Source organism: Clostridium sp. Marseille-P2415 (genome assembly GCF_900155545.1).
GTDB lineage: Bacteria > Bacillota > Clostridia > Lachnospirales > Lachnospiraceae > Lacrimispora.
In genome coordinates this window covers 355,221-368,483 of the sequence record NZ_LT732526.1, presented here as the reverse complement: position 1 = coordinate 368,483, position 13,263 = coordinate 355,221, and the positions used below count along the sequence as shown (strand labels likewise).

At 48.0% G+C, this 13,263-nt stretch carries 14 protein-coding genes; all 14 read right to left on the bottom strand.

What is annotated here, in order from left to right; all coding sequences use genetic code 11:
- Positions 1–6: 6 nt before the first annotated feature.
- A complete protein-coding gene (queF, locus tag BQ9856_RS06600; RefSeq protein ID WP_077610328.1) occupies positions 7–504 on the bottom strand; it encodes a preQ(1) synthase in 498 nt (165 codons plus the stop codon).
- A gap of 16 nt (positions 505–520) precedes the next feature.
- A complete protein-coding gene (gene queC / locus BQ9856_RS06595; RefSeq protein WP_077610327.1) occupies positions 521–1,201 on the bottom strand; it encodes a 7-cyano-7-deazaguanine synthase QueC in 681 nt (226 codons plus the stop codon).
- Between the two features lie 19 nt (positions 1,202–1,220).
- Complete coding sequence (gene folE / locus BQ9856_RS06590; RefSeq protein ID WP_077610326.1) at positions 1,221–1,799, bottom strand: GTP cyclohydrolase I FolE; 579 nt, start codon at positions 1,797–1,799, stop codon at positions 1,221–1,223.
- A gap of 29 nt (positions 1,800–1,828) precedes the next feature.
- A complete protein-coding gene (gene queE / locus BQ9856_RS06585; RefSeq protein WP_077610325.1) occupies positions 1,829–2,497 on the bottom strand; it encodes a putative 7-carboxy-7-deazaguanine synthase QueE in 669 nt (222 codons plus the stop codon).
- Entirely contained in the window at positions 2,484–2,921 is a 438-nt protein-coding gene (locus tag BQ9856_RS06580) for a 6-pyruvoyl trahydropterin synthase family protein (protein ID WP_077610324.1), read from the bottom strand. Before BQ9856_RS06580 ends, queE begins: the two co-directional genes overlap by 14 nt.
- Before the next feature lie 262 nt (positions 2,922–3,183).
- Positions 3,184–4,557 (bottom strand): 6-phospho-beta-glucosidase, encoded by a 1,374-nt coding sequence (locus BQ9856_RS06575; RefSeq protein WP_077610323.1) that lies wholly within the window; start codon positions 4,555–4,557, stop codon positions 3,184–3,186.
- 129 nt (positions 4,558–4,686) lie between these two features.
- Complete coding sequence (locus tag BQ9856_RS06570) at positions 4,687–5,433, bottom strand: MurR/RpiR family transcriptional regulator (protein WP_077610322.1); 747 nt, start codon at positions 5,431–5,433, stop codon at positions 4,687–4,689.
- A 137-nt stretch (positions 5,434–5,570) separates the two neighbouring features.
- Positions 5,571–6,626 (bottom strand): ABC transporter permease, encoded by a 1,056-nt coding sequence (locus BQ9856_RS06565; RefSeq protein ID WP_077610321.1) that lies wholly within the window; start codon positions 6,624–6,626, stop codon positions 5,571–5,573.
- A gap of 21 nt (positions 6,627–6,647) precedes the next feature.
- Positions 6,648–8,192 (bottom strand): sugar ABC transporter ATP-binding protein, encoded by a 1,545-nt coding sequence (locus BQ9856_RS06560; RefSeq protein WP_077610320.1) that lies wholly within the window; start codon positions 8,190–8,192, stop codon positions 6,648–6,650.
- A gap of 15 nt (positions 8,193–8,207) precedes the next feature.
- On the bottom strand, positions 8,208–8,855 hold the full coding sequence (locus tag BQ9856_RS06555) for a DUF2291 domain-containing protein (protein WP_077610319.1): 648 nt from the start codon (positions 8,853–8,855) through the stop codon (positions 8,208–8,210).
- A gap of 30 nt (positions 8,856–8,885) precedes the next feature.
- Positions 8,886–9,947 carry a D-ribose ABC transporter substrate-binding protein gene (locus tag BQ9856_RS06550; protein ID WP_077610318.1) on the bottom strand — a complete coding sequence of 354 codons (1,062 nt, stop codon included), beginning with the start codon at positions 9,945–9,947 and terminating at the stop codon, positions 8,886–8,888.
- Positions 9,948–9,979: 32 nt separating this feature from the next.
- Positions 9,980–11,461, bottom strand: a complete 1,482-nt coding sequence (locus BQ9856_RS06545) for an FGGY-family carbohydrate kinase (RefSeq protein ID WP_077610317.1) — start codon at positions 11,459–11,461, stop codon at positions 9,980–9,982.
- Positions 11,462–11,503: 42 nt separating this feature from the next.
- Positions 11,504–12,436, bottom strand: coding sequence for a transketolase family protein (locus BQ9856_RS06540; RefSeq protein ID WP_077610316.1), 933 nt, complete (start codon positions 12,434–12,436; stop codon positions 11,504–11,506).
- The gene (locus BQ9856_RS06535) at positions 12,436–13,260 is read right to left on the bottom strand and encodes a transketolase (protein ID WP_077610315.1); all 825 of its coding nucleotides are present in this window, start codon (positions 13,258–13,260) and stop codon (positions 12,436–12,438) included. Before BQ9856_RS06535 ends, BQ9856_RS06540 begins: the two co-directional genes overlap by 1 nt.
- Positions 13,261–13,263: the final 3 nt, after the last annotated feature.

Here is a 13,263-nt window from a genome sequence, read left to right as displayed (position 1 = left end):
AGAAGGCTATCTGTTATCCACCTTTTCCGGATATAAGTCATGACCGGCCAGCCGGTTCCATGCGGTCTCTTCCCATCTGGTATCCGCCCGGCCGTAATTGCAGTAGGGATCAATGGATATTCCGCCGCGGGGAGTAAATTTCCCCCACACCTCAATGTATTTGGGATCCATCAGGGAAATTAAGTCTTTCATGATGATATTGATGCAGTCCTCGTGAAAATCCCCGTGATTGCGGAAGCTGAATAAATAAAGCTTCAGGGATTTGCTTTCTACCATTTTTTCACCGGGCACATAGGAAATTGTAATGGTAGCAAAATCCGGCTGTCCGGTAATGGGACAAAGGCTGGTAAATTCGGGGCAGTTAAATTTGACAAAATAATCATTTTCCGGATGCTTATTGGGAAAGGTTTCCAATATGCCCGGATTATAATCCATTTCATATTTTGTTCCCCGGCTTCCCAGAAGCGTGAGCTCTTTTCTTTCTTCTGCATTTCTTCCTGTCATAATTATTCTCCCTCCACTATTCCATTGCCGGATCGCTTATGCCGTTTATCTCAAAGGCTGCTGCGCGGTCAATGCAGGTGCCGCATTTTCCGCATGGCTTCTCTCCACCTTCATAACAGCTCCAGGTCAATTCATATGGAACCTTCAGCTCCAATCCTTTTTCAACCACCTTCGCCTTGGTCCATAAAACAAAAGGAGCCCGGATCTGCAGCTGGTTACCGCTTCCTATGGTTATTGCCTGGTTCATGGCTTCCTGAAAGGCGCTGCTGCAGTCCGGATACGCATTTCCCGCCGCATCATCACTGTGAGCACCATAATAAATCAGGCTGCAGCCTTTTGATAAGGCAATGCTCGCTGCGGCCGATAAGAACAGCCCGTTGCGAAACGGGACATAGGTCGGCACCGGTTTCCCTCCGCTGGTTTTCAGCTGCTTTCCATAGGCTTCCTTTGGAATCTCCTGATCCGAATGCTGCAAAAGGGAACAGTCACTCTGCTCAAATATTTTTGCCAAATCCAGGCACAGAAACTCCACCTGGTAATAAGCCGCTATTTTTTTCGCTGCATCTAATTCCTTTGTATGTTTCTGTCCATAGGAAACAGCCAGTGCGGACACATTTTCCCTGCCATATTGACGGACCGCCAGCCCAAGACAGGTCGTACTGTCAACTCCGCCGCTTAATAATACCAATGCTTTCATTTTTCTTCTCCATTCCATTTTATAATTTCAAACGCATCTGCAATGCGGCATCCGTTTGAAAACGGCCCCGCAATGTGGAGGTATGGGTTCTGGCCGATGGCTTCTTAATCCCCCTGCTCCCCATACAGCCGTGACTTCCTTCGATCAGGACCGCAACATCTCCGGAACCGGTTATTTCCTGCATGATTTCACAAATATCAGAGCCGATCCGCTCCTGAAGCTGCAGCCGCTTTGAGACCATATCCGCGATTCTTGCGATCTTACTGAGCCCGATCACCCTGCCGTTTGGTATGTAAGCCACGGTAACCTTCATATCATACATCAGTGCCAGATGATGTTCGCAATAGCTGAACACTTCGATATCCCGCATAATGACCATATCGTTCCTGCCCTGTTCCATCTCCGGATTCTCTTTAAATGTTTTCTGAAACATACGGGCAATTTCATGATTGGTATAGTTCATGCCCTCAAATACCTCTTCATACATGCGTGCCACACGCGCAGGAGTATCTTTTAATCCCTCCCGTTCCGGATCATCGCCCAATGCCGCAAGTATGCCTTTTACATGCTTTTTGATCGCTTCCGTATCAATTGCCATTTTCGGCCACCTCACCTTTCCCCAATGGATCAGACCCCCGTTTCCCCGGGGCCCCAGATGATTTTGTGCATCTGCAGCTGCAGGGTCACATCATTCATCCCATTCTGCTTCATATACTCCACCACTTCTTTTAAACCGAGTTTTCCGAATACGGTGCTGATATGGACATGGCATTTCTTCGTCAGCTCATGGGCTGTCATGATTTCTTTTGCGCGGTTTAAATCTTCGGTACTGCCTGCCACAAATTTTACGGTATCTTTTTTAGTCAGCAGTTTCAGATTCGAAATGAGCATCTCTGATTCCATGAAGCTGCCCGGAAGCTTATAGTCCATCGTAAAAGAAGGAGGATTCTTAAAGTTTATAAAATCCGACAAACCGATGCTGCCATTTGTTTCGATTTCGATATGCAGATCCTTATCCCCGGAAAGCATACTGAGAAGGTCCCGGATATCCGGCTGCAGCAGGGGTTCACCGCCTGTTAATGTTACATTTTTTATACCGGTTTCTTTTATATACCGGTAGATCTGAAGTCCGGTCATGAAAACAAAGTCTGCCTGCTTTTCATTCGCCCAGGCGGTATCACAGTAGGAGCAGGAAAGATTGCACCCTTTAAAGCGTATGAAAACAGCCAGCTGCCCTGCCAGAACGCCTTCGCCGTTGATGCTTACAAACTTTTCCACAACCTTATACCGTGTCATCGGTTTCCTCCTCATAAGAAGCGCAATTGGACGGAGTTTCATAAACAGCCGCAGATTTCACCCCATATCCCCTGCGGGTCATCCGGTCATAAAAATATTTGGAGAACCGTTCGGCAGTCGGGCGAAAATCCACCTCAGCCATACGGAATCCCTCTTCTTTTAATGCCGCAAGGGTGAGCGCCTTTAAGGACCCCTTCTCAAGGATCAATGCATGATCAAATAGATCGGTTTCTTCTTTCAAATCCCTTTTTAACTGCGTAAAGTCCACAACCATGCCGTTTAACTGTTTTTCTTCCTGCAGAGTCAAACTCATCACTTCCACTGCCACGCGCCATCTGTGACCATGGATATTCCTGCATTTGCCTTCATAATCCGCCAGAAAATGAGCCGAATCAAAGCTTTGCTCTGTTTTTAAATAATACATAAGCCTTTACATCCTTTCATGATCAAAGGGCCAATATGATTAATTTTTCAGGATATTGAAATAACCGGACAAAAAAATAGGCATATCACTATGCCTATTTTATATATTCATCCGCAAGAGAAACAGAGAGATCCTCTGCCTTTCCTCTTACCCTATCATATTTAAAATCAGCCCTAGTTTTATTTAGAGACAGGATGGTACAAATGAACTGTCTTTTACTGCGATAAAAAGTATAGCACTTTTCCGCTTATGATGTCAAGTTTTATCCATTGGCTTCCAGAGCCTCAATTTTCTCCTGAAACCGGGGCAGATGCTTTTTATGGGCCACCAGAAGCTCATCCAGAAGCTTCCCTGCTATTTTGCCGCTTGGGACCAGAGGATTTAAGGTAAAGGCCTGGAGAGCGGTATCATAGTCGCCGGTCACTGCTGCCTTTATGGTCGTCAGCTCCATATCCTTCATTAACTGCAGTAAGCCTCTGCTGGAAGGCTCAAAGCTTCCCCAGGATATGGGAACCGGCCCGTGAGCGGTAATGATGCTGCTCACTTCTACGACCACATCATCCGGCAGGTCTGAGACCGCGCCGTTGTTTCTTGTACTTACTACCATATGGCTTTTCTTATCATTAAAAATGGAGGCGATCAGTTCACAGGCTGCGTCAGAATAGAACGCGCCTCCCCGTTTTTCCAGCTGAACCGGCTTCACCTTTAGATCCGGGTCCTTATAGAGCTCAAACAGTTCCGCTTCCGTGCGTTTTACCAGTTCCGCCCTGGTTTCTCCCTTTTCATAGGCTTCCAGCTCTTCCTTCAGCATATCGTCGGTAATATAATAATACCGGTGATACATACACGGAATGATCCCAAGATTCCTGATTTGTCCTGCCAGGAAGGAGATATTGGGAATATTCTGGACGCCGGAGCTCTTGATTCCCTGCATTGCCTTTTTAAGTCCCTCTGCCGAGGTATATGCTTTTTCAATTACCTCTCCGGTCTTTTCTTCCCCTTGCCTGTTCCATACCCGGTGCCAGTGGAAATGATTCAGTCCTCCAAAGCGGAAAAACAGGTCCTCTTCCTTCTCCTGCAGGGCTCCTGCCGCAATTTTTCTGCACATAATGGGAACATTGCACAATCCGACCACCTTATCCCATTTTCCGTAACGCATCACTGCCTCTGTCACCATACCGGATGGGTTCGTAAAGTTCACCAGCCATGCATTGGGGCAAAGTTCCTTCATATCTTCTACAATATCAAGGATTACCGGGATGGTACGGAATGCCTTTAACATCCCTCCTGCACCGTTGGTCTCCTGGCCCAGAATCCCGTGGGACAGAGGGATCCGTTCATCCTTGATGCGGGCATCCAAAAGCCCCACACGAAACTGGGTAGATACAAAATCCGCATCCTTTAAGGCGGTTCTCCGGTCCAGGGTCAGATGAATTTCCCAGTCAAGGCCGGCTGCCTTTACCATACGTTTTGCCAGATTTCCCACGATCTCGAGCTTCTCTTTTCCTTCCTCAATATCAACCAGCCAGATCTCACGGACCGGCAGCTGATCCTTTCTTTTGATGAAGCCTTCTATTAATTCCGGCGTATAGCTGGAACCGCCACCAATGGTTACAATCTTTAAATTCCCTTTCATAAGTCTTCCTCCTTTTTCATGTCGATAGCTAAAGCATACTCCAAAACAGATTTATTTGAAATAAGGCCGGCTCATTTGGTCACAAACCATACTGTTTAGGCATTTGTTTCATAAAAAAAACAGGGTGTTTCATCCCTGCTTTCTCTGCACCGTTAACCTTGCCAATGCCTCCACAATATAAACTGCCGGTATCTGGGAGGTGATGTCCACCCTCATCTCCTTGTCCGCCGCCAGTTCCCGTTGGATATAATAGGAAATATTATAATCGGATATCCTGGCCAATGTACTGTTTTTGCTGTTGGTGATGGACACGACCGTGCTGTTTTTCTGCTTTGAAATTGCCGAATTTTCTATCAGTATATTCGTTTCTCCCTCAACGGAAAGAACAATCAGGATGCTTTCCCCGGGAAATTCAAGATTGATCGGAAACATGGGATTGCTGATCCCCGTGGAAAAAATACCGATATTGCAGAAGTACCGGCTGGCATACTCAGCAATGATCCCGGAATTTCCTGTGCCGAGAAAGATGATCTGTTTCTTTTTTGCCATAATTTCCGCTATGGTCTCCAGCTGCTTTTGAAATGTTTCCGTATTGACCCTTTGAAAAAAATCCTGGATGGAACTGAAATCGAACTCCTTTTTCCGTGTATTTTCGTGCTCTTTTTCCAGCTTAAACCGGACCTTAAACTCAGAAAATCCGCTGCAGTTTACCTTCCTGCAGAATCGGGTTATGGTGGTCGTGGAGACATGGGCCTCCCCTGCAACCTCTCTTATGGTCATATAGGGAATCTTGCCGCTGTTTTTCAAGATGAAATTATAGACCTCATAATCAAGTTCGGTAAACCGGCTTAATACCTGATTGGAAAACAATGTCATATTTTATCACCGCCTTTGTATGATTGATCGATTCTTTTCTTCTATATATTATACACACAATACGCCTTCTCATCAACATCAGGCTTTCCAGGAAAAAGCAAAGACGCACTCCGGAGCCCCGGACTGCGCCTTCCACATTATTTATTCTCGTTGCGGGCCTGCAGAGCCATCTTAGCCTGCAGCTTTCTCTGGAACTGGTCAATGATGACCGCCAGTATGATAACAAGCCCTCTGATGATTTTCTGCCAGAATTCCGTGACACCGCACATGGTCATGCCGTCGTTGATCACGCCGATTACAAATGCCCCCACAATCGTTCCGCCGATCGTTCCCACACCGCCGGCCATGGAGGTTCCGCCAAGCACCGATGCCGCAATGGCATTCATCTCCCATGACTCGCCTGTCTTTGGTGTCGCAGATACCAGCTGGGAGGTCGCGATGATTCCTACCACTGCCGCACAGAAGCCGGAAAATGCATATACCCAGATCTTCACCCTGTCAACCTTTATCCCTGACAGCCTGGAGGCTTTCTCATTGCCGCCGATGGAAAGGACATGCCAGCCAAAGGGTGTCTTCTTCAGTATTACGCCTGCGATCACTGCAAGGATAGCGAGGATGATAACGCCCACAGGAATTCCTGTATTTCCCAGGGTGCGTCCGAAGAATTCAAAACCGGTATTGCCAAGGCCTGCATGACCGGACAGTTTGGAAAATGTCTTGCCGTCGGAACGGATATTGGCCAGTCCCCGGCATATATACATGGTACCAAGCGTTGTAATAAACGGAGCCACCTTGCATTTTGTGATCACGATACCATTGACCATGCCCATGACCGTACCCAGAAGCACCGTAACCAGGACGATCAGCGGGACATTAAAATACATGGTCACACCAAACATCTTAAGAGTCAGGCCCTCTTCGATCAGCCCCCCTGCGATCATGCCTGCCAGGCCAGCAATGGAACCCACGGATAAGTCAATGCCGCTGGTTATGATGACATAGGTCATACCGATCGCCAGGATGCCGTATAAGGCAACGTGTTTTGCCACAATCATCAAGGTACCGGGGCTTAAGAAATTATCAGCCCTGATGCTGAAGAAAACCAGCAATATGATTAGTACAATAAAGGTCCTCCCCTTTAAAAGGGTCATGGCCAATTTGTTATTTGACATCGTTTTACCATTTCCTGCCATAATTTTATCTCCTTTTCAAACTTAATCCTGATGATGTCCCTTATACGAGGTCAGTACCAATAAGTCTTCCTGTATTTCATCGCCAGAGAACTCTCCGGTCTTTCTGCCGTTTGAGAGCACCATGACCCGGTCGGCAATCGCCATGATTTCCTGAAGCTCCGAAGATATCACTATGATGGAAAGCCCTTCTTCCGCATATTTGTTTATGATCTCAAATACTTCGGTCTTGGCGCCGATGTCAATGCCCCGGCTTGGCTCATCCATTAACAGGATCTTTGGCTCCGTCAGAATTGCCTTACCGATGACGACCTTCTGCTGATTGCCGCCTGATAAGGATAAAATTGGCAGTTTCTTGTCTGCTGCTTTAATATGAATATCGTTGATCTGCTGGTCCACCTTAATGTTTTCCAGCCTGCTGTTTAAAAACGGTCCGATCGTATAGCGTTTTAATGCCGACAGCGAGCAGTTTTTCTCTATATCCAGAGTCTGCACCAGGCCCTGCTCCTGCCGGCCCTCCGGTATCAGCGCAAACCCTCTGTCGATCTGCTGGTCAATGGACTTAATGTCAAGCCTGTTTCCCTCCAGATAAACCTCTCCCGTGTGCTCCGGCTGCAAACCCATAAGGCATTCAAAAACTTCCGTCCGCCCGGATCCCATAAGCCCATAGATTCCCAGAACTTCTCCCTTTTTAAGCTCAAAGCTTACATGATCCACCAGAAAACCGCCGCCCGGCTTGGGAAGGCACAGGTTTTTTACCTCCAGCACGGTCTGTGTCTGCTTCCAGTCTACGGTACGGTCCCGCTTGGGGTAAGATTTTTCCCCTCCGGTCATCTGATGCACGATCCACGGAACATCGATGTCCTTCACCTCTGCATTGGCCACATATTTTCCATCCCGGAGTATGGTGATGTGATCTCCTATCTGCATGATTTCTTCCAGCCTGTGGGATATGTAAACGATCGAGATTCCCTCTGCCGTAAGCTCTCTCATGATTTTAAACAGAACGGAGACCTCCTGCCGGCTTAAGGAGGATGTGGGCTCATCCATGATCAGCACCTTTAAATCATCCGCCACAAGGTTGCGGGCGATTTCTATGATCTGCTGCTGTCCCACCCGCAGTTCTCCCACCGGTGTATTTAAATCAACGGGATGCTCCAGCTTTTCCAGCACCTTTTTTGCCCGTTCCATATGGATCTTATTATCCAGGATAACCCCGCCCTTTATTTTCTCGCGGCCCATGAAAATATTCTGGTATACATTAAGATTGGGAAACAGGCTTAATTCCTGGTGAATGATGCCGATTCCATGTTTTCTCGCTTCCGTTGTGTCCTTAAAACACACTTCATGATCCCCAATGTACATTTTGCCCTCGCTGGGCTGCTCAATTCCGGCGATCATCCTCATTAATGTGGACTTGCCTGCACCATTTTCCCCGATCAGCACGTTTACCTTCCCTTTTAACAAATCAAAGGAAACGCCATCTAAGGCTATGGTACCGGGATAAATCTTACTGATCTTTTCTGCGTGCAAAAATACATCATCCCTGCATTGGTATTCGTCAGCCATACCTTGCCTCCTATCCTACTGCACCTTAAGCACGACCGGCGTGATCAGCAGTTCTTCATTTCCGTTTACGGTAAATGCACCTGTAAATGATATGCTCTTCTCCTGTAAGGAAGCCGGGTCCGCAGGCTGTACCACAGTTTCGTCAATCAGCTTATTAATGTTCTGGGATATTGCCGCCCAGTCCTGCTGATTCTTATAGTCGCCGAATTTGATGAAATCCAGGGAATCACGGACGGAGGATCCTTTATACACCGGCCCGATCTGAAGCTTCACGGTCTCCGGACCTTCATAGCCGTCAAGGCTCACCTTCACATATCCGGCCCTTGACTCCGTATTGACCTCTGTAACCGTGCCGGTTCCCTTTACCACATAGTTAATTTCCCCGGATGTCCCCATGGAGTACTTTCCGTATTTGTCAGCCAATGACGCCAAATTACCTCCTGCCTCTGTCAGGAAATCCTTTAACTCCACTGCTTTTTCATTTAATTCCGGCATTGCACCGGATTCCCATATCTGTGCCACATCATCGCCTGCATTGAATTCCGCATTCCCCGTGTATTTCCCCTCTTCTCCGATCTTTACCACTTTTACACAGCCTGTAAGCGCCGGAAGGGATGCTGCAATTACCAGTATCAGACAAAATACTGACATACGTCTTTTCATAAGGGCCTCCTTCACTCTTCCATAAGCGCGTTATTCCGAATAAATAAATCCTTTCAGCTTATCAACATTGTCCTTTGTAATTGCGACACAATCGATCAGCTGTTTTTCATCTTCTCCTGTGGTCCCTTCTTTTAAATACTTGTCTGCCTGGACTACCGCGGTCTCAGCGATTTTGGCAAACTGCTGCAGTGCCGTACCTGTGGCTTTTCCGGAAGCAATGAGAGCCGCCACTTCATCCGATCCGTCCACGCCGATGACCGGTATGTTTAAACCATGAGCCTCACAGGCTGCTACCGCCCCTTCCAGCATGGTGTCGTTTCCGCAGATGATACCGTTTAAATCCGGGTTTGCCTGCAGAATGGATTCCACCTTCTCAAATGCCTCTGTCTTTTCCCAGTTTGCTGTCTGCTGTGCCACCATAACAAGGTCCGGATACTGGTCGATCACTTCATGGAATGCGCTGGAGCGTACGCCTGCGTTGGTATCGGATTCCTTTCCCAGAAGCTCGGCATAATTTCCCTTTTCTCCCATGGCTTCCACCCATTTCTCAGCAATGGCTTTTGCTCCCTGGTAATTGTTGGCCACGATCTGCGCGATGGCAGCTCCTTCTTCGTTGATCTCACGGTCAATCAAAAACGTGGGGATTCCTGCCTCCCGTGCCTTCTTGACCGCTTCAATGGTGGCATCCGCACCTGCATTATCACAGATGATGGCTGCTGCCTTATCTGCGATCGCACTGTCGAACAGCTCTGCCTGTTTGGTGGGATCATCATCGTGGGAGGCTGTCTTTATTTCATAGCCCAGTTCCTTAGCCTTTGCTGCCGCCGTATCTGCCTCCGCCTTGAATGCCGGATTGGAAACGGAAGGGGTAATGATATACATGATATTGGAGCCGCCGCCCTTTAACGCAGTTTCCGAATTGCCTTCTTCCTTTGCCGTTTCCTCTTTTGCTGCTGCCTCTTTTGTTGTCTCTTTTGCTGTTTCCTCTTTCGCAGTTGTTTCCGCCGCCGGTTTTGTGCTGCACCCCGCAATCATTGCACCGGTCATTGCTGTTACCGCCAATACTGATAAAAATTTTTTAAATACCTTCATCCTAACTTCCTCCTCTAATTGAAATATTTCATTTATCTGGATAAGACAGAATTCACTGCCTCTTTCCATCCATCATATTTCTGCTTCCTGCGGCACTCTGTAAACCCGGGTTCATACACCCTTCTGTCCAGCCTGTTAAAAATGTCTTCTTCATAAATATGAAGCGCAAGCCCTGCCGCATAAGCAACCCCGATCCCAGACAATTCCTCTGCTTCAGGTACCATGACCCTGGCATTTAAGATATCGCTCTGGAATTGCATTAAATATCTGTTTTTTGCAGGTCCTCCGTCCACCCGGATTTCCTCTGCCTGTAACCCTGTATCTCTCCCCATTGCATTTACAATATCCGCAATCTGGTATGCAATGCATTCCACGCCTGCCCTGACGATCTCAGCCCTTCCTGTTGTCCTTGTAATCCCTGTCAGAGAGCCTTTTGCGCGGCTGTCCCAATAGGGCGCACCCAAACCGGTGAACGCAGGCACGAAATATAAGCTGTCAGTCTGGTCCGCTTCCCGGCAAAGGGCTTCGGTTTCCCCGGGTGATGAGATCATATGCACCTCATCCTTCAGCCAGGTAATGACCGCACCCGTGTAATTGATGTTCCCTTCCAGTACGTAGCTTACCGTTCCATTCATCATCCACGCAAGGGAAGTCACCACTCCATGCTTACTTAAGACCGGCGTCTCTCCGATATTCATCATAATCGAGGAGCCGGTTCCGTAAGTGGATTTCATCATCCCCTTTTTTAAGCAGCCCTGACCGAACAGGGCGCCGTGGGAATCCCCCAGCACAGCATGGATCGGAACCGGTCCGGAAAACAATCCTTCAAAATCCGTTTCTCCAAAATAACTGTCTGAATCGCAGACCTCCGGAAGATCAAGGGGATCAATCCCGAATATGCCGCAGATTTCTTCATCCCATTTGAGTTTAAAAATATTGAAAAGCTGTGTTCTGGAGGCATTGGAAAAATCCGTCTTATAAGAACGTCCATTTGTCAGCTTATATACCAGCCAGGCATCCATAGTCCCGTAACAGAGCTCATGACGCTCTGCCTTTTCCTTAACGCCTTCCACTTCTTCCAGAAGCCAGGCTATTTTAGAAGCCGGGAAATAGGGAGAAAGCTTTAATCCTGTTCTTTGGCGTATCATTTCCCCAAAGCCCTGCCGTTCAATCCGTTCGCAGATTCCGGCCGCCCTGGAACACTGCCACACAATGGCATCCGCCGCCGGTTCTCCTGTTAACCGGTCCCACGCAAGGGAAGTCTCCCTCTGGTTGCTGATTCCGATCCCAGCCACCTTTTCTTTATCAATTCCCGACTCTTCTATTAGAGCTTTCACAGCCAGGACCGTATTCCGGTAAATTTCCACGGGATCATGGGACACCCAGCCCCTGTCATCAATGATCTGGCGGTGAGCCAGATCCGTCCGTTTTAACAGTGCCCCTCCGCCATCGAACAGAAGTGCCTTGGTGCCCTGAGTGCTTTGGTCAATGCTGATGATATATCTCTCCGGCATTCTCGATTCCCCCATTATCATTTTTCTGTTTTATTTATCCTGCTACTTTAAAACCTCTTTTACTTTTTGTGCGATTCCTTCCGCATTCAGTCCGTAATAATCAAACACTTCCCCGGAGGTTCCGGTAATCACAGGTTCATCCGGAAGCGACATGGAAACCACTTTCCTCGGACAGTTTGCCCCAACTACCTGCGCCACCATGGAACCCAGACCGCCAAATGGAGAATGCTCCTCAACCGTTACCACTGCCCTTACTTTTTCTGCTGCTGTGATAATTGCCGCCTCATCCAGAGGTTTTACACAATACATGTCGATCACGCAGGCGCTTATTCCATCTTCCTTCAGAAGCCGGGCCGCAGCCTTTGCAGGCCCTGTCATTTCCCCGCAGGCAATGACGGCCACATCATTTCCTTCCTGGACAACGGTTGCCTGATCCATTTCAAACGGCACATTTCCTTCCTCGTATACCGGTTCAACAGCATTTCGTCCTACCCGCACATACGCCGGCTTTTCGTCCTCTAAAAGTGCTTTTATAAGCTTTTCTGTCTGGAGATGGTCACTGGGAAGGTATACCCTCATATTGGGAATGGCGCTCATGGCCGCTATATCCTGCAAAGAGTGGTGGCTCATTCCCAGAGCCCCATAGCTGATACCGCCGCTGATTCCAATGAGCTTTACGTTGGTATTGGAATATGCCACGTCAATCTTGCACTGCTCGTAGCTTCTTGCTGATAAGAAACAGGCCGGAGATGCGGCATATACTTTCTTTCCGCATTTTGCCAGACCTGCGGCAATGCTCACCAGATTCTGTTCCGCGATTCCCGTTTCCACGAATTGTTCCGGATAGGTGTCTGCAAAGGCCGTCAGGGAAGCGCTTCCCCTGGAATCACTGCACATTACCACAACATTTTTATCCGTTTTAGCAGCCACCATCAGCGTTTCGCAAATGATCTGCTTATTTGCAATCTTTTCCATTACCCCAATGCCTCCTTTGCCGCTTTTAAATCCGCCATGATCTGTGCATATTCTTCATCCGTCGGTACCTTGTGATGCCAGCCCGCCTTGTTCTCCATGACTGGAGACCCCTTGCCCTTTATGGTATTGGCAATGAGTACGGTCGGCTTTCCTTTCACTGCTTTCGCCTCCTCAAATGCCACATCCAGTTCATCTATGTGATTTCCGTCTTTTACATCGATCACATGCCAGCCAAAGCTTTTAAACCGCTCATGCAGATCGTCGTGAGCCATTACGTCCTCTGTATTTCCTGAAATCTGAAGGCGGTTTCTGTCTACCACCGCACATAAGTTATCCAGCCTGTAATGGCTGGCCGCCATGGCGCCTTCCCATACAGAGCCCTCTGCCAGCTCCCCGTCTCCCATAACGGTATATACCCGGTAGCTTCTGTTATCCATCTTGCCTGCCTTCGCCATACCCACGCAGACCGGAAGCCCGTGTCCTAAAGAACCGGAATTCATCTCCACTCCCGGAAGCTTGTTATTCGGATGTCCGATAAAGCGGGAACCAAACCGGCTGTATTCTTTTAAGAGCTGCTCTTTTGGAAAAAATCCTTTTGCCGCAAGAACGGAATAATAGGCTTCTACGGAATGCCCCTTACTGAGTACAAATAAGTCCCGGTCTTTCTCATCCATATTTTCCGGGCTGATATTCATCTGTTTAAAATACAGCTCCACCAGTATCTCCATCACGCTCATATCTCCGCCTATATGCCCGGTCTTTCCTGCACGGATGACGTCAATGGTATCCTGCCTGAGTTCATAAGCCAGTACTTTTAAATTCATCAC

What these genes read in the sequence shown, in the direction of transcription:
- queF (WP_077610328.1), bottom strand. Translation starts at nt 504, where the DNA reads ATGACAGGAAGAAATGCAGAAGAAAGAAAAGAGCTCACGCTTCTGGGA.
- queC (WP_077610327.1), bottom strand. Translation starts at nt 1,201, where the DNA reads ATGAAAGCATTGGTATTATTAAGCGGCGGAGTTGACAGTACGACCTGT.
- folE (WP_077610326.1), bottom strand. Translation starts at nt 1,799, where the DNA reads ATGGCAATTGATACGGAAGCGATCAAAAAGCATGTAAAAGGCATACTT.
- queE (WP_077610325.1), bottom strand. Translation starts at nt 2,497, where the DNA reads ATGACACGGTATAAGGTTGTGGAAAAGTTTGTAAGCATCAACGGCGAA.
- BQ9856_RS06580 (WP_077610324.1), bottom strand. Translation starts at nt 2,921, where the DNA reads ATGTATTATTTAAAAACAGAGCAAAGCTTTGATTCGGCTCATTTTCTG.
- BQ9856_RS06575 (WP_077610323.1), bottom strand. Translation starts at nt 4,557, where the DNA reads ATGAAAGGGAATTTAAAGATTGTAACCATTGGTGGCGGTTCCAGCTAT.
- BQ9856_RS06570 (WP_077610322.1), bottom strand. Translation starts at nt 5,433, where the DNA reads ATGACATTGTTTTCCAATCAGGTATTAAGCCGGTTTACCGAACTTGAT.
- BQ9856_RS06565 (WP_077610321.1), bottom strand. Translation starts at nt 6,626, where the DNA reads ATGGCAGGAAATGGTAAAACGATGTCAAATAACAAATTGGCCATGACC.
- BQ9856_RS06560 (WP_077610320.1), bottom strand. Translation starts at nt 8,192, where the DNA reads ATGGCTGACGAATACCAATGCAGGGATGATGTATTTTTGCACGCAGAA.
- BQ9856_RS06555 (WP_077610319.1), bottom strand. Translation starts at nt 8,855, where the DNA reads ATGAAAAGACGTATGTCAGTATTTTGTCTGATACTGGTAATTGCAGCA.
- BQ9856_RS06550 (WP_077610318.1), bottom strand. Translation starts at nt 9,947, where the DNA reads ATGAAGGTATTTAAAAAATTTTTATCAGTATTGGCGGTAACAGCAATG.
- BQ9856_RS06545 (WP_077610317.1), bottom strand. Translation starts at nt 11,461, where the DNA reads ATGCCGGAGAGATATATCATCAGCATTGACCAAAGCACTCAGGGCACC.
- BQ9856_RS06540 (WP_077610316.1), bottom strand. Translation starts at nt 12,436, where the DNA reads ATGGAAAAGATTGCAAATAAGCAGATCATTTGCGAAACGCTGATGGTG.
- BQ9856_RS06535 (WP_077610315.1), bottom strand. Translation starts at nt 13,260, where the DNA reads ATGAATTTAAAAGTACTGGCTTATGAACTCAGGCAGGATACCATTGAC.